This is a genomic window from Lentzea sp. NPDC005914, assembly GCF_040629405.1.
Classification (GTDB): Bacteria; Actinomycetota; Actinomycetes; order Mycobacteriales; family Pseudonocardiaceae; genus Lentzea.
On sequence record NZ_JBEXVQ010000029.1, the window covers coordinates 92,986 to 108,135 of the forward strand.

The window sequence follows — 15,150 nt, forward strand, 5'->3', positions numbered from 1 at the left end:
CAAGAAATGGGGAGGGTTACATACGATTTGCGGGACGCGTATGCGGAACTCGCATACTCACCGCAGCTGCGTGACCTCGGCCGCGAGCTCCGCGATGGCCGGCGTCGCGCTCCACGGGTCGAGCTTCTCGAGCTCGTTCACGATCAGCTGCGAGCCGGTCGCCCGCGCCAGGTCCAACGCAGCGAACCCGAGATCGACCGCCTGGTCGACGTCTCCGTTGGCGGCGTGCGCGTAGGCGAGCCTGGCCGTGTGCACGCCCTGCTCCCACTGGCAGATGGCGCCCCACCTGGGCATGAGGTCCGTGTACGCGTTGATGGCCCGCCGGTGGTCCGCGAGGTCGACCAGGCTGCCCGCGCGTTGCATCGACACGTGCAGCTCGGTGAAGCAGTAGCCGATCGAGTACTCGTCGCTCTGCGGCCGTGGCGCGGTCAGCACCAGCGACTGCGCGAGGTCGAACCGCGGCATGCACGCGTCCTGCCCCGCACGCGCGAGACCTCGGGCTTCCTGCCGCAACGCCATCGCGCGCACGAGCGGGCTCAGGCCCGTCTCGCGCTGGGCGGCGCGCGCCAGGCCGATGACGCGGTCGTCGTCGCCGTCGACCTCCGCGAGCTGGCTCATCCGCACGTAGCAGTACGCGACCACGTCCCGGTCGTCGGCGGCTTGGCCCTGCTCCAACGCGCGGGACGTCCACACACCCGCGCCCCGAAGATCACCGATCTCCTCGTGCAGCCAGCCGTAGAACTCCGCGTACATCGCGCCCGTGCCGAGTAAACGGCGGCGCACGTCGCCACGCGCGTTGCGGCGCAGCACGTCGATGAAGTCGTACATGTTGCGGACGGCGGGCATCAGCGCACCGGTGCCACGCCAGTTGTGCGCGTCGTTGACGATCCGCCGCAGCACCAGCAGCTGGCTCACGGCGTCGCTGGCCAGCACACCGTTGCCGTCGGTCGTGCCGAAGACGGCGGAGGCGCACAACGCCATCAGCGCCTTGCCCTCCATGCCCACGACCAGGTCTTTCGCCACGCCGTCGAGCCCGGCGAACTCCGGCACGCCGGAGGAGAGCCGGCGCGCCTCGCCCGAGCGCATGGGCACCGTGCGGTCCGTGAGGCCGAGCAGGTGGGCGGGGATGCCGAGCAGCCGTTGCAGCGTTCTGAGCACGCGCATGTCGTAGGCGATGTTGCTGCCGGCCTCCAGGCGCGAGATCGCCGACTGGGAGAAGCCCGCCAGCGTGCCCAGCTCGTCCTGACGCAGCCCGTGCGCCTTGCGCGCGATCGCGACGACGGCGCCGGGTGACTCGGCGGCGACCGCGTCCCGCACTTCCTTCGACTCCCAGATCGCGGGCGGCAGCATGGGCAGCGGCCCGTCCGGGACGACGACGGCGTTCTTAGCTGGTGTGCTCAACCTCAACGCCTCCTGCATTCATTCGCATGGTGGCAGCGGGTTCAGGTGCGCTAGAACCGCCATCCGGGCTAGGGGGATCGATCATGCCCGTCCGAACGAATTCGCGCCCACCTGTATCTCAAATGGGTCCCGAAGAACCCCCAACACAACACGTATCAGGGATTGGATCGGTTCGAAGCGGCTATCCTCCGCGCGTGATCAAGGACTTCGGGGCTGGTGTCGCTCTGCTGCTGCGCGGGTTCAAGCTGGTGTTCAGCTCACCCAAGCGCGTGCTCATGGGGGCACTGCCCGCGGTCATCACGGCTGCTTTGATGATCACGGGCTGGGTGCTGCTCTTCCTCTACATCGACTCGATCGCGGGCTGGATCACCGGCTTCGCGGACTCGTGGAGCGAGACCGCGCGCAACGTGGTCCAGGTCGCCGTCGGCATCTCGGTGATCGCGGTGATCCTCGGCCTGAGCGTGCTGCTGTTCACCGCCATCACGATCATGATCGGCGGCCCGTTCTACGAGTACATCGCCGAAGAGGTCGAGGACGAACTCGGCGGCGTGCCCGGCGCGGAGCAGGTCGGCTGGTGGCGCGGGTTCGTGATCGGGCTGCGCAGCACCATCCTGCTGGTCGGCGTGTCGATCCTGTTCGCGGTCCCGTTGTTCTTCTGCGGGTTCATCCCCGTCGTCGGGCAGACCGTCGTGCCGGTGCTCGCCGTGTGCATCAACGGATACCTGCTGGGCATCGAACTGACCGGCATCCCGTTCACCCGGCGCGGCAAGACGTTCAAGCAGCGCCGTCAACTCCTCGCGACGCGGCGGTCGATGGTGCTCGGGTTCGCGGTGCCCGCGTACCTGCTGTGCCTGATCCCGCTGGCCGCGATGATCGTGATCCCGGCGGCGATGGCAGGCGGCACGGTGTTGTCGCACCGCCTGCTCACGGGTGACCGCACCGCTACTGCGTGAACGGCAGCCAGGACTGCTGAGCAAGTCCGTTGCGAGCGTTGACCTGCACGCCGGCCTGCGAGATCGACCAGAACTGGTCGCCGATCACGATGGTGCGCCTGGCACCGCCGCCGTAGTTCTGGTTCGCCGGTTCGACGATCTTGCCGGTTTCCCTGATCTGGTTGCCTTCGACCTTCAGCACCAGCGACGAAGCCTCGTAGTTCGTCCGGTACTGCGTCACCGGGATGACGAGCGTGCCGTCGGAGGGCCAGAACAGGAACGCGTGCGGGTCGAACTGGGCTTCGGAGTTGGAGTCCGGCAGGTGGTACTGCGCGACTCGTTGCGGTGACGCGGGATTGCCCACGTCGAACAACGACACCTGCGTTCCGGTGACCCGGCCCTGGTCCGTCGCCTCCTGGCCGACGCCGATCAGCTTCCCGTCCCCCGCGGGGTGCAGGTAGGCGGAGAAACCGTTGATCTTCAGCTCACCGGTCACCCTGGGCTGCTTGGGATCGCTGAGGTCCAGCGTGTAGAGCGGGTCGGTCTGCCGGAACGTGACGACGTAGCCGATCTTGCCGATGAACCGCACGCTGTAGATGCGTTCGCCCTTGCCCAGGCCGGCGCTCTGGCCTTCCTTGGTCAGCGCGTTCCCGCTGCGGCGCAACGTGGTGACGAAGCTTTCCGTCGGTGCCGACGGTGGTGGCACGACGTCGCTCGGCATACGCACGCAACACGGTGTCGCGGTGCCCGTCGTGGTGGCGACGCGGAGGACACCGTCGTACTCGGACAGCGAGTACTGGTTGAGCAGCGTGCCGTTCACGTCACCGGACGCGACGTGCTTCGGCGGTCCGGCCTGGCTGATGTCGAACTGGTGGATCGCCGTGGTGACAGGACGCTGAACCTGCGGCTTGCCGGGAAGTTCGGGCAGCAGACGGTGGTCATCGGCGATGTAGAGGCTGCGGTCGGTGCCGTAGACAGTGTCGCCGTCGGCCACGATCGAGACCGGCTGGCCGGTGCCGAGCTGCCCGGACAGTTCGAACGTGAGCACGGTGAGCATCGAGGTCGCCGAGTGCACGGCGGGATGGCTGACGTTCGCGCAGTCGACCAGGGTTCCGCTGCTCTTGGCACCGTTCTGGTCGAGCTCGTAGCGCGGCAGCCACGAGGTGATCGGCTCGCTCTGCAGGATCTCCTTGTTGCGGCGCAAGGCTCCTGCTTCGTTGGTCGTCTCGTCCGGGTACACCCACTGCAGGCGCGGCTGCGAGCGGACGACGACGCGGGCGGTGCCACCGATCTGACGGGCGTCGAGGTAGAAGCCGTCGGTCTTGAGGCTGCCGATCTGCTTGAGCGCCTTGAGATCCACGAGGATCAGCTCGGTGCCGGACTCGGGCGCGAACGACGGGCGGCCCGGGACCCGCTTCTCCATGATCGGCACGGGGCTGTTCGCGACCACGAGCGCGCGGTCACCCGAGACGAGAAGCTGGTTCGCGTAGCGGTCACCGAGATCGACGGTGCCCGTGACGGTCCTGCTCGCGACGTCGACCACGCGCAGCTTGCCGTCCGCGATGGAGACGACGCGTTTTCCGTCCGTCTTCACGATGTCCGGCTCGTCGACGCCCTGCTCGTGGACGTTCGTCGTCGAGTGGTCCTGCTGCTGCGCGGGAGGCGTGGCAGCGGTAGGCGCGTCGGGCATGCCCTTCTGCGCGACGCCGGCGCTGTCCTCCGTGGCGAAGATCCGCGGCTGGCCGCCGATTCCGTACGCGCTGACGTACGGCGCCATGGCGTTGCGCAGCTCGGCCAGTGCGTTGTCGCAACTGTCGAACGCGACGAGGCGCACCGGCCCGTAGTCCACGATCGGTGTTGGTGCGGGGGTTTCGTCCCGCACCGCGGAGCTCACACACACTCCGGCGAGGGCCAGCGCGCCGGCGCCGGCCAACAGCTTTCTGCCGTTCATGCCATCAGGACGTAAGCAAGGCCGGGAAGGGTTGCCCGCTTCCCGGCCTTTCGTTCTTACAGCTGTGCCTGGATCTGCGCCGCGTAAGTGGCGACGCGCGTGTAGACGCCGGGGTAGCCGGCAGACGCGCAACCCTCACCCCACGACGTGATGCCGATCAGCTTGCCCCCGGCCACGAGCGGGCCACCGGAGTCGCCCTGGCAGGTGTCGGTGCCGCCCTGGGCGTATCCGGCACACACCATGGCCGTGGCGATGAAGTCGCTGCCGTACGAGCTGGCGCAGCTGGAGTTGCTGGTCAGCGGCACGGTGGCCTTGAGCAGGTAGCGCGAGGCACTGCCACCGGAGCTCGTCGTGCCCCAGCCGAGGATCGTCGAACTGGTGCCCGCGGTGTACAGCGCGCTGTCCGCACTCGTCGCGAACTTGATGGGGGTCTGCGACAGGTTGCGGTCGAGTGTGAGCACCGAGACGTCGTAGCCGCGGGTCGCGTCGGTGTAGCTGGGGTGGATCCAGATCTTCGTGACGCGCGCGGTGGTGCCCGCGGTGGAGTTCTTGTCGTCGCGGCCGGCCACGACGCGGACCGCCGACGCCGAGTCGCCCACGGTGCAGTGCGCGGCCGTGACGACCTTGTTGGGAGCGACGAGCGTGCCACCGCAGTACTGGAAGCCGCTGCTCGTCGCCAAGTAGACGACCCACGGGTAGGTGGACGTGCTCGCGCGCGTGCCACCGACGATCTGTGCGCCGACCTCACCGTCGACGGTGGGAGCCGGAGTTGCTTCGGCCACGCTGACGCACGCCATCGACAGCGTCGCTGCCGCCAATGCCGTGCCGAGCAGTGACCTGAGGCGGTGCAGGGTTGCCGCCATGATCATCTCCTTCTTCTGTTGTGTGCCCCCGGTGCAGGGCCGGGGACACCTGTAGATCAATCCAGAGAATTTCGAGACGGGCTAGGGCTGGTCTTCGTAGGCCATTCGGCCGCGTGGGTGCCCGCGTGATTGGATCGACGGCGAACAATCCCGTTCCGAGAGGAAGTTGTGATGGCCCCCACGAAGCCTGAGGTCGACCCGCACGACGGCCCGGCGCCCGCCGACCTGCTGATCGAGGACATCACCGTCGGCGACGGTGCGGAGGCCACGGCCGGCCAGTTCGTGTCCGTGCACTACGTCGGTGTCTCGCACTCGACCGGTGAGCAGTTCGACGCGTCCTGGGACCGCGGCGAGGCGTTCCAGTTCCCGCTCGGTGGCGGCCGCGTCATCCAGGGCTGGGACCAGGGCGTCCAGGGCATGAAGGTCGGCGGCCGCCGCAAGCTGGTCATCCCGCCGCACCTGGGCTACGGCGCGCGCGGCGCCGGTGGCGTGATCAAGCCCAACGAGACGCTGATCTTCGTCGTCGACCTGCTCGGCGTGAACTAGTTCGTCGACCGTGCGGCGTTCCACTGGTCCACTCAGTGGAACGCCGTTGGTCTGCGCGGCCGATTTGCCAAGTCGGCGGAACTGGATCACGCCCGGCTGCGTCATCCTTTGAGTCCGCTGCCGCTGTGGGAGGGAATTTCGGTGCCCGAGGACATCGCCGGGTCGGAGCAGATGCTCGCGAACTGGAACCAGAACATCCAGGAACGCGCCGCGCGCTACCAGGAGATGGCGACGCGCGTGCAGGGGATGACGATCTCCGAGCGCTCCTCGGACGGTTCCGTCGAGCTCACCATCGGCTCCAACGGCATCCTGCAGAACCTCGTGATCAACGAGTCGGCTGCCGGCAAGCGCATGTCCGAGGTCAGCGGCGAGATCATGAAGCTGTTGCAGCGCGCGCAGTCGAAGATCCCCGCGCTGCTGCAGGAGGCGATGGCCGAGACCATCGGCACGCAGGACGAGACGGCCAACGTGCTGTTCGACGAGGCCAAGAAGAACTTCCCGGCGCCGCCGCCCGAGGACGTTCGCCCGGCGTACGAGGTCAACGAGATCAACTTCCGCGTCGAGGACGACGCTGCTCCGCCGCCTCCGCGCTCCACGCCACCTCCGCCACGCCGCCGCCCGCCATCGGATGACGACGACTTCGGCGGCGACTCCGTGCTCAGCTGATCTTTTCCTGTCCACTGCCCGAACTTGAGGGGGTTCGATGACTGCCGGTGGTTTCAACGTCACCTCGGACGTGCTGGAAGCGCACGCCAAGGCCTTGGAGGGCCTGCACGGGCGGTTGCAGGGGGCAGTGGACGCGGCGAACACCGTGTCGATGCCGACCGACGCGTACGGGATCATCTGCCAGCCGTTCCGCATGCTGCTCGACCCCGTCGAGAACTGGGGTCTCCAGGCGCTCAAGGGTGCCGCTGAGGCGATGGACGCGACCGGCAAGCGCGTCGCCGAGACCGCCAAGCACTACCAGGCCGTCGAGGACCAGATCCTTCAGACGATGAAGGGTCTCTGATGTCCACACCGAACCCGTTGGTGGCGAAGGCGCCTGCGGAGCCGTCCGGCTTCTTCAACGCCGGCACCGGTGACAACGGCTGGGCGACCGGTTTCTCGATCGCCGACTCCGCGGTCGACGCGTACAAGGGCATCTCCGAGGGCAGCTGGATCGAGGGCGGCCTCGGCGTGGTCGGCCTGGTCGCCGACGCCGCCTCGATGGCCATCGACCCGTTCGGCACTCTGCTCTCCTCCGCTGCCTCGTTCCTGATGGAACACATGCAGCCCTTGAAAGAAGCGCTCGACTGGCTGGCGGGCGACCCGCCGGTGATCCAGTCGTACTCGACGACGTGGGGCAACGTCTCCGCCGAGATGGGCAAGATCGCGGCCGACTACAAGGCCGCCGTCGACCAGACCGCGTCGTGGACCGGCGCCGCCGGTGACGCCTACCGCAAGGCCGCCGGCGAACAGCTGGACGCGTTGTCCGGCGCGGCTTCCACGGCCGGCTCGGTCGGCACCGTCGTCGGCGTCATGGGCATGGTCGTCGGGTTCGTGCGCGAGATGGTGCGCGACCTGATCGCCGACCTCGTGGCCAAGCTGATCACGTGGGTGCTCGAAGCCGTGTTCACCCTGGGCTTCGGCACGCCGGTGATCGTGGCGCAGGCCGTGACCGCGATCTCCAAGTGGGCCACCCGCATCGGCGAGCTGATCCAGAAGCTCATCAAGACCATCAAGAAGGTCTCGCCGCTGCTCGGCCGTCTGGTCGAGATCTTCACCAAGATCATGAAGGTCGTCGGCAAGCTGGTCGGCAAGGTGACCGGGCTCGACGTGATCTCCACGAAGTCCATCAAGCCGGGTGGCCTGTTCCACCACACCGACGCTCCGGACCTCTCGCCTTCCGGCGGCCACGGCTCTCCGTCCTCTTCGTCCTCACCGGACTCTTCGCCTTCCTCGCCGTCGTCGCCTTCTTCGCCGTCGTCGCCTTCTTCGCCGTCGTCGCCTTCTTCGCCGTCGTCGCCTTCCTCAACGCCCGACGCCCCGTCGCGAGCCCCGGACAGCTCGTCCCCGTCGTCCGCGCCTTCTCCCTCGCGAACCCCGGACAGCCCGTCCACACCCGACACCCCGTCGCGAACCCCTGACCACTCGGCCCCTGACGCCCCGTCCCGCACCCCGGACACCGCGTCGGCCCCGACCCCGTCCCGCGCCCCGGACAGCTCCCCGTCGAGCCCGAGCACCCCGCACACGGCCCCGGACTCCCCGTCCCCGGCCCGCAGCACGGGTTCAACCGTCCAGTCCTCGGTGGCACCTCCCCTGGAGGCCCCGACCCGAGCGGACGCCCCGCACGCCCCGTCCCGCACCCCGGACAACTCCCCCAGCACCCCGTCCCAAGCGGCCCCCGTGGGCGGCGGCAACGCCCCTTCCGGCGCCAACGCCCCGTCGGCCCCCGCGGCGGCCCGCCCGTCCACCGGCGGCCAGGGCTGGACCGGCACCCCGGGCAGCCGAGGCGACCTGGGCTCCAGCGCCCCCGCCCCCCGCTCCCCGGACATGTCCACCTCGGCCTCCCGAGCAGACGCCCCGTCCCGCCCGGCGCCCCCGTCGATGCCTTCGACCCCCAGCGCCCCGTCCACCGGCATGCCCTCCAGCGGTATGCCCTCCAGCGGCACCCCACACGCCCCGTCCGCAGGCGCCCCATCCGGCGGCGGCATGCCCTCGAGCAGCGCCCCGCACGCTCCATCTGCAGGCGCCCCATCCGGCGGCACCCCACACGCTCCTTCCGCAGGCGCCCCATCCGGCGGCGCGCCTTCGAGCAGCGCCCCGCACGCCCCGTCGGCAGGCGCTCCTTCAGCAGGCTCGCCCAACGCCGGCCGCCCAGACGCAACTCCCCCAAGCCGCGCCACAACCCCGTCCGCAGCGGCCCCACACGCCCCAACGGCACCGTCCACTCCGAACATGCCGCCGGCGGGCCCGCAACACGCCCCTTCGATGGGTGCCCCAACCGCTCCCTCAGCAGGAGCCCCACACAGCCCGTCGTCGGCCGCCCCGTCATCCGGCGCCCCGATGCGCCAGCAGCCCTCGGCCCCAGCCGCACCACACACCCCGAACTCCCCCTCGGCCCGAACCGACGCCCCGTCGCGCCCAACCACCCCGCAGGGCGGCCCGTCCGCCCCATCCCACGGCCCAAGCGCGCCGTCACGACCCGACGCACCTCACGGCGGCCCCTCCGCACCGTCACGTCCAGACGCACCGCACGGTGGCCCGTCACGCCCGGACGCGCCCAACGCACCCTCACGTCCCGACGCACCGCACAGCGGCCCGTCACGCCCCGACGCCCCCGCGCGTCCCAACACGCCTCATGGCGGACCCTCGCGTCCGGACACCCCCAACGCACCGTCACGCCCGGACGCACCACACGGCGGTCCGTCGCGTCCTGACGCGCCCAACGCACCCTCACGTCCCGACGCACCGCACGGCGGCCCGTCACGTCCCGACGCGCCCTCACGTCCCGATGCGCCACACGGCGGCCCGTCACGCCCAGACGCGCCCAACGCACCCTCACGCCCGGACGCACCGCACGGCAGCACCACGCCGTCCGCGCGGACCGACGCACCACACGGCCCGAACACGCCGTCCCGTCCCGACGCGCCACACAGCGGCCCGTCCGCACCGTCGCGTCCTGACGCGCCGAACGCTCCCCACGCACCGAATGCGCCCCACTCGCCCAACGCTCCGCACGGCGGGCCCAACGCACCCACCTCCCGCCCGAACTCACCCCTCGGCGGCCCGAACGCTCCCCACCGCCCCGACGCTCCGAACGCTCCTCACCGCCCGGACGCTCCGCACGGCCCGAACGCTCCCCACCGTCCCGACGCGCCCCACGGCGGCCCCAACCGGCCCGACACGCCCAACCGTCCGGACGCGCCGCACCGGCCCGACAGCCCGTCCCGCCCGGACGGCAGCGGCCCCGGCAACCGCCCTGACGGCAACCGCCCTGACGGCACTCGCCCTGACGGCACTCGCCCGGACGGCACTCGCCCGGACGGTTCGCGGCCGCACAGCCCGGAAGGCGCCCGGCCCGACGGCCCCCGTTCGCGCGGCACCGACACCGCCGAAGCCCCGCACCGCGCCCCGGACTCCACCCACCCGGAAGCCGCGACCCCGCACCGGCCGGACGCGAACACCCCGCACCACCCCGACGCCGACGCGCCCCACCACGGCCCGGACGCCGACAAGCCCCACGACGGCACCCCCGACAAGCCGCACGACACCGACAAGCCGCACGACCCGGACAAGCCCCACGACCCGGACGGCCCGAACAGCCACGACCCGGACGCCCCGCCCGCCGACCGCCCCTCCCCGGCAGAGGCTCACGCCCGCCACGCCGAGACCACCCCGGCCGGCGTGAGCCACCACGGCGGCGACGCGGACATGGGCGACCTGCCGCACCGGGTGCCCAACGACCTGCGCTTCTTCACCGCGGACGTCCACATCACCCCGGACGGCCGGGCCCGCGTCGGCGGTCACGACTACACCCCCGCCGAGTACGCCGACATGCTGCGCCGCTCCGGCTACGACGGCAGCAGGCCCGTCCGCCTGATCGGCTGCGACGCCGGCAGCAACGACTTCGCCAAGCAGCTGTCCAAGCACCTCGACGCCCCGGTCCTCGCCCCGACGAAGCCGGCCTGGACCGACAGCCACGGCCGCGTCTTCACCAGCGACGCCGAGATCCGTCCCGACGGCACGCGCCAGCCCAAGATCCCGCCGAACGGCGAGTGGGAGACCCACCACCCGGACGGCTCCAGGTCCAAGGCGAGCGACGACGGCTTCGCGCCCGGCACGCACGACAAGGACAAGGACCTCGACCCGAACGACCCGAACGGCGCGAAGGACCGCGCGGCCGATGACACGGACGCCGACGCAGACACGGACGCCCCCGACGAACGTCCCGACCACGTCGACAACGACAAGAAGCTCACCGCCTGGATCTACGACGGCGGCAGGCCGAGCTTCAGCGCCGAGACGAAGCACACCGTCTACTCGCGCACGGAGATGACCAAGGAAGGCCAGTTCGTCTGCTCGACGTCGGGCGACCCGATCCCGGTGAAGACGAAGGCCGACGGCACGCCGCAGTTCTACGAGATGCGCGGCGACCCGCCCCGTGCGTACAAGACGGATCCGCCGGAGTGGTACGACAAGTGGAAGAAGGAAGGCATCGAGCCTTCCCCCGCGGACCTGCAGCCACCGCACGACAAGTTCCCGAAGCCCGAGTCGAACGCCGCCCACATGGGCCACGTCGACGAGGCCGAGTACTGGCGTCAGGTCCAGTTCGGGATCTACCACGACATCAGCGCGGAAGAGTTCAAGAAGATCTACGACCACCCGGACCACTACCGGCTGGAGTCGAAGGCTGCCAACGAAAGTCACGCGCACGAGTCGGAGAGCCACGGCTACGGCTACTACGACAAGTTCGTCGACATGCCGCACCCCGACCGGCCCGACGAACCGAAGTTCCCGCCGCTGCCCAACGCGCCCGACTCGGACGACATCTACAAGGGCCGGCCGAAGCCCGGCAAGTAGGGTTGGGCCGTTCCCGATGAACGGAGAGACATGAGTTCGCCTGGTGGGTACGGCAGGTTCCTCGAGCACCTCGAGAGCAAGGTCGGCGGCATCAAGCACGTCGAGGGCCCTGAGGTGAACGGCGGCAACCGGGGCTACGCACTCATCTTCAGCCACCTCCCCGATCCGGGCGTGGCCACGGTGACGACGAACGGCGTGCGGTTCCAGCAGATCACCTCGATCCTGCCGGAGGAGTTCACCTGCTCACTGCAGGAGGACCAGGAACGCTTCGCGCGCTACCTGGTCGACACGGTGGCGGGCCTGGCGATCAGCAGCGGTCGCGGCCTCGAGTACGAACAGGTCGTCAAGAACGAGCAGCCGATCATTGCGGACACCCAGATGCAGGGCATCCTCGCGTCGCCGAGCCCGTTCTTCGGCAGTGAGTTCGACCTGTACCGCGACGACAACGGCCAGCCGTCGTTGCAGATCATCACCCTCATCCCGGTGACCGCGGCCGAAGCGGACTTCGTCGAGGAAGCCGACGCCGAGGAGCTGTACGACATCTGGCGCGAGAACCGGACGAACCTGCTCAACGTCTACCGCGAGTCCGCGCTCTGACGGAACCGCGACGCCCCGCACCCACTCAAAGTGGGTGAACGCGCCGAGGTCGGCCGACCGGCCCGCGCGCGTGACGACCGCCCGATAAGATCAGCGGGTCTGACGGGGAGAGGGGCGAGAACCACATGAGCCAGCCGGCGACACCGCTGAGCGACCAGGACCAGCAGCAGCTCGTGCGGCAGATCGGCCGTGCCATGCTGCCGGCCGTACCGCAGGGCTGGCAGCGCATCCGGGCCGAGTACCGCGCGGCGGGCAGGCACATCGAGGTCGACCTGGCGTTCGCGGGTCCCGACGGCCAGCTGCGGCCGGTGCGTCCGCCGATGGACGTGGTGCAGATGTTCGGCCACCTGCGCGGGGGCATGTACCACCCGGAGCGCGGCACCTGGCTGAGCGCGACGTACGAGATCGAGGCGCCGGCGGCGTTCACGGTGGACTTCAACGCCGAGGACGAGCCGCGCTGGCGCAACGCTCCGCCGCCCATCGGTTTCCGCGACGAGCTGCAGACGTTCCCGCGCCCCGACCGGATGATCCCGGACTGGTGGCGCCAGCGCGTCGGCCTGCCGCCGCTGCCCGCTCCCGAGCCGGAACCCCAGCCGCAGCAGGAGTACCAGGTTCCGCCGCCGGAGCAGCAGCCCCAGAGCGGCGAGCTGCGGACCGCCCGCGTGTACGACGGCAAGAACGACGACGGCCGCATCGTCGTCAACCGCCAGCCGATCGACCCGCAGCTGCTCGACAACCTGCTGACCTACCTCGAGTCGGCGCCGGTCGTGCTGGCCGCGCGCAGCTACGACCTCGACGAGTTCTCGCAGAGCGGCGAGCAGGACGTGCCGCTCAACTTCCGCACCGACGGCACCTGGATCTGGGCCGGCGCCGTGCCGCACTACCTGCGCAAGTACGGCCTCCCGCCGGAGCCGGAGCTCGTCGCGCACGTGGTGGCGCGCGGTTTCCAGATCGGCGAGGTCACCGACCAGACGCAGGACCGCGCGGTCTCGATCATCACGGGCCAGAACTAGTCGTCGAGTGAACGCAGGTACGCCTCTCCTCTCGGGGAGAGGCGATACCCCACTTCCAGCGACTCCGTGAGGCCCTGAGCCTTGAGCTTGCGGACGTCCGCCTTGAACGGCAGCTTCTCGCGGCCCACCGAGGCGGCAAGATCCGCCGCCCGCACACCGGGGTTCGCCGCGACCAGCCGCAGCAACGCCACCGCGGCGTCGTTCAGCGATACTCCGTCCACAGAGGACGATGACCGCAGCGCGATCCGCGGATCCTCACCCACGAAACGCAGGCGGATCCGGTAAAGCGAGCCCTCGCGTCCCTCCACAGAGGACATGAGCTCGCGCACCGACGGAAACCCGGCCGCCACCGCCTCCGCACGCGACACCCGCGACACGACGTCCACAGCGTCGATCGCCAGCACGCCCAACGACGTCCGCAAAGTCCCGCCCGCGCGCACAGTAGGCCGCTTCCACCGCCGGAACTGCAGCGTGACCTCGCCGGAACGAATCCGCTCCCAGTCAGCCACTCGGATCAGCACCGAACGAGGGTCTCAGGTTGCCGAGCGCTCCGACAGCCGAGACGATCCTGCCCATGCAACGCTGGTGGCTCTTCACGGTGCGCGGAGTGTTCGCTGTCCTGTTCGGCCTGGCCGCCCTGATCTGGCCCGGCCTCACACTGCTCGTCCTGATCATCATGTGGGGCGCCTACGCGTTCGTCGACGGCGCGATGACGCTGTACCTGACGCTGACCCACAAGGAGTGGCCCGCCCGCTGGGCACTCGGCCTGATCGGCGCGCTGGGCCTGGTCACGGGCCTGATCGCGTTGTTCTGGCCGGGCATCACGGCGACGGCGCTGCTGCTGCTCATCGCGGCCTGGGCGCTGGTCACCGGCGTGCTGCAGATCGTCAACGCGATCCGCCTGCGCAAGGTGATGACCAACGAGTGGTTCTACATCGTCACCGGTGCGCTGACGGTGCTGCTCGGCATCATCCTGGTCGCGAACCCGGCCGCGGGCGCGCTGGCGTTCGTGATCACCATCGGCGTGTTCGCGATCCTGTGGGGCGTGGTGCTGGTGCTGTTCAGCCTGCGGTTGAAGCGGCTCGGCGCCGGTCTCGCACCACCCGCACCGCGAGCGTGACCAGCACGGCGACCCCGACGAACACGTAGAGGTCGCCGATCACCTGCTGCCACCACGCCCAGTGCTGCTCGACGTCGTTGTCGCGCGGGAAGAGCCAGTGCGGCCCCACGGCGAACACCGCCACGACCACCCAAGGCGCCCAGTGGCGGCGCAGCGAATCACGCGACAGCAGCACGAGCGCGGGCGCGATCCAGATCCAGTGGTGTCCCCACGACACCGGCGAGATCAGCAGCCCGCCGATCGCCACGACGAAGAACGCCTCGACGTCCCCCAGACGCGAGGCCAGCCACCACACCGTCGCCACGACCAGCAGCGACAGCACGACCCACACCGCGACCTGGGCGCCGTTCTCCAGCCCGAACCGCGCCAGCACGCCGCGCAGAGCCTGGTTCGACGCGTAGGTGAGACGTCCGACGCGGCTCGGGTCGAGCAGCGCGTGCGTCCAGTACTCCTTCGCGTCGCCGAACGCGATCACGAACCCCAACAGCCCGAACACGAAGAACGACGCGATCGACACGAACACGGGCTTCCACTGCCGACGCGCCACGAAGTACAACACGAAGAACGCCGGCGTCAGCTTGATAGCCGCCGCCAGCCCGATGAGCGCACCACGAGGCCACCACCGCGTGCGCTCCAGCAAGCAGTCGGCCATCACGAGCACGCCGAGCAGCAGGTTGATCTGCCCGAACCACAACGTCTCGCGCAACGGGTCGAAGATCGACGACACCGCCGCCGCGCCCAGCCCCCACTTCACGGCCTCTGGTCCCCAGCCGACCACCCGCTGCGCCGCGATCAGGCACAGCGCCGTGAGCATCGCCAGGTTCGCCGCCGCCACCACGAAGATCGCGACGACCAGCGGCACGAGCGCCAGCAGGCTGAACAGCGCCGCGGCGATCGGCGGGTAGGTGAACGGCAGATCGGGCCCACCGAGCGGCTTCGCGAAGCCCTCGACGTAGAGCGGCAGCCCCCGCAGCAGCGCGTCGCCACCGTTGCGGTAGACCCGCAGGTCGAGCGACCAGCCCAGCGGCCGGATCATCACGTACGCGAGCGTGGCGACCATGACGACGGCCCACGCGATGACGACCCGCTTGGCGCCCCGGTCCAGCTGCATCGGGAAATGGTAGCGATGTGCCAGATGAGGCCCACGTCACCGCTCCGGACCGGG

The 15,150-nt window shown here is 69.9% G+C and carries 13 protein-coding genes; 8 read left to right on the forward strand and 5 right to left on the reverse strand.

What is annotated here, in order from left to right; genetic code table 11:
* Positions 1 to 57: 57 nt before the first annotated feature.
* Entirely contained in the window at positions 58 to 1,401 is a 1,344-nt protein-coding gene (locus ABZ345_RS33480) for a helix-turn-helix transcriptional regulator (protein ID WP_359857687.1), read from the reverse strand.
* A gap of 194 nt (positions 1,402 to 1,595) precedes the next feature.
* On the opposite strand from ABZ345_RS33480, the gene ABZ345_RS33485 reads away from it, so the two are divergent.
* The gene (locus tag ABZ345_RS33485) at positions 1,596 to 2,354 is read left to right on the forward strand and encodes an EI24 domain-containing protein (RefSeq protein ID WP_359857690.1); all 759 of its coding nucleotides are present in this window, start codon (positions 1,596 to 1,598) and stop codon (positions 2,352 to 2,354) included.
* Here ABZ345_RS33485 and ABZ345_RS33490 read toward each other — a convergent pair.
* Together ABZ345_RS33490 and ABZ345_RS33495 are read right to left on the reverse strand one after the other, a co-directional pair.
* Positions 2,344 to 4,284, reverse strand: a complete 1,941-nt coding sequence (locus tag ABZ345_RS33490; RefSeq protein ID WP_359857693.1) for a beta-propeller domain-containing protein — start codon at positions 4,282 to 4,284, stop codon at positions 2,344 to 2,346. The two genes, ABZ345_RS33485 and ABZ345_RS33490, sit on opposite strands and share 11 nt — an antisense overlap.
* 56 nt (positions 4,285 to 4,340) lie before the next feature.
* Entirely contained in the window at positions 4,341 to 5,147 is an 807-nt protein-coding gene (locus ABZ345_RS33495; RefSeq protein WP_359857696.1) for a serine protease, read from the reverse strand.
* A 171-nt stretch (positions 5,148 to 5,318) separates the two neighbouring features.
* Between ABZ345_RS33495 and ABZ345_RS33500 the strand changes: the two genes are divergently transcribed.
* The 6 genes from ABZ345_RS33500 (at position 5,319) to ABZ345_RS33525 (ending at position 12,865) form a co-directional block, all read left to right on the forward strand.
* Positions 5,319 to 5,693, forward strand: a complete 375-nt coding sequence (locus ABZ345_RS33500; protein ID WP_355303708.1) for an FKBP-type peptidyl-prolyl cis-trans isomerase — start codon at positions 5,319 to 5,321, stop codon at positions 5,691 to 5,693.
* Between the two features lie 141 nt (positions 5,694 to 5,834).
* The gene (locus tag ABZ345_RS33505) at positions 5,835 to 6,359 is read left to right on the forward strand and encodes a YbaB/EbfC family nucleoid-associated protein (protein WP_359857699.1); all 525 of its coding nucleotides are present in this window, start codon (positions 5,835 to 5,837) and stop codon (positions 6,357 to 6,359) included.
* 37 nt (positions 6,360 to 6,396) lie between these two features.
* On the forward strand, positions 6,397 to 6,702 hold the full coding sequence (locus tag ABZ345_RS33510) for a type VII secretion target (protein WP_359857702.1): 306 nt from the start codon (positions 6,397 to 6,399) through the stop codon (positions 6,700 to 6,702).
* Positions 6,702 to 11,255: a GH-E family nuclease gene (locus ABZ345_RS33515; RefSeq protein WP_359857705.1), complete on the forward strand. Its 4,554-nt coding sequence runs from the start codon at positions 6,702 to 6,704 to the stop codon at positions 11,253 to 11,255. Before ABZ345_RS33510 ends, ABZ345_RS33515 begins: the two co-directional genes overlap by 1 nt.
* Before the next feature lie 30 nt (positions 11,256 to 11,285).
* A complete protein-coding gene (locus ABZ345_RS33520) occupies positions 11,286 to 11,852 on the forward strand; it encodes a suppressor of fused domain protein (protein WP_359857708.1) in 567 nt (188 codons plus the stop codon).
* Positions 11,853 to 11,977: 125 nt separating this feature from the next.
* Positions 11,978 to 12,865: a hypothetical protein gene (locus tag ABZ345_RS33525; protein ID WP_359857711.1), complete on the forward strand. Its 888-nt coding sequence runs from the start codon at positions 11,978 to 11,980 to the stop codon at positions 12,863 to 12,865.
* Here ABZ345_RS33525 and ABZ345_RS33530 read toward each other — a convergent pair.
* Positions 12,862 to 13,386: a hypothetical protein gene (locus tag ABZ345_RS33530; RefSeq protein ID WP_359857714.1), complete on the reverse strand. Its 525-nt coding sequence runs from the start codon at positions 13,384 to 13,386 to the stop codon at positions 12,862 to 12,864. The genes ABZ345_RS33525 and ABZ345_RS33530 overlap by 4 nt on opposite strands.
* A 53-nt stretch (positions 13,387 to 13,439) precedes the next feature.
* Here ABZ345_RS33530 and ABZ345_RS33535 point away from each other — a divergent pair, with 53 nt between their 5' ends.
* Positions 13,440 to 13,985: a DUF308 domain-containing protein gene (locus ABZ345_RS33535; RefSeq protein WP_359857717.1), complete on the forward strand. Its 546-nt coding sequence runs from the start codon at positions 13,440 to 13,442 to the stop codon at positions 13,983 to 13,985.
* Here ABZ345_RS33535 and ABZ345_RS33540 read toward each other — a convergent pair.
* A complete protein-coding gene (locus ABZ345_RS33540) occupies positions 13,927 to 15,096 on the reverse strand; it encodes a glycosyltransferase 87 family protein (protein ID WP_359857720.1) in 1,170 nt (389 codons plus the stop codon). The two genes, ABZ345_RS33535 and ABZ345_RS33540, sit on opposite strands and share 59 nt — an antisense overlap.
* Between the last annotated feature and the right edge of the window lie 54 nt (positions 15,097 to 15,150).

What these genes read in the sequence shown, in the direction of transcription:
- ABZ345_RS33490 (WP_359857693.1), bottom strand. Translation starts at nt 4,284, where the DNA reads ATGAACGGCAGAAAGCTGTTGGCCGGCGCCGGCGCGCTGGCCCTCGCC.
- ABZ345_RS33495 (WP_359857696.1), bottom strand. Translation starts at nt 5,147, where the DNA reads ATGGCGGCAACCCTGCACCGCCTCAGGTCACTGCTCGGCACGGCATTG.
- ABZ345_RS33500 (WP_355303708.1), top strand. Translation starts at nt 5,319, where the DNA reads ATGGCCCCCACGAAGCCTGAGGTCGACCCGCACGACGGCCCGGCGCCC.
- ABZ345_RS33510 (WP_359857702.1), top strand. Translation starts at nt 6,397, where the DNA reads ATGACTGCCGGTGGTTTCAACGTCACCTCGGACGTGCTGGAAGCGCAC.
- ABZ345_RS33515 (WP_359857705.1), top strand. Translation starts at nt 6,702, where the DNA reads ATGTCCACACCGAACCCGTTGGTGGCGAAGGCGCCTGCGGAGCCGTCC.
- ABZ345_RS33520 (WP_359857708.1), top strand. Translation starts at nt 11,286, where the DNA reads ATGAGTTCGCCTGGTGGGTACGGCAGGTTCCTCGAGCACCTCGAGAGC.
- ABZ345_RS33525 (WP_359857711.1), top strand. Translation starts at nt 11,978, where the DNA reads ATGAGCCAGCCGGCGACACCGCTGAGCGACCAGGACCAGCAGCAGCTC.
- ABZ345_RS33535 (WP_359857717.1), top strand. Translation starts at nt 13,440, where the DNA reads ATGCAACGCTGGTGGCTCTTCACGGTGCGCGGAGTGTTCGCTGTCCTG.
- ABZ345_RS33540 (WP_359857720.1), bottom strand. Translation starts at nt 15,096, where the DNA reads ATGCAGCTGGACCGGGGCGCCAAGCGGGTCGTCATCGCGTGGGCCGTC.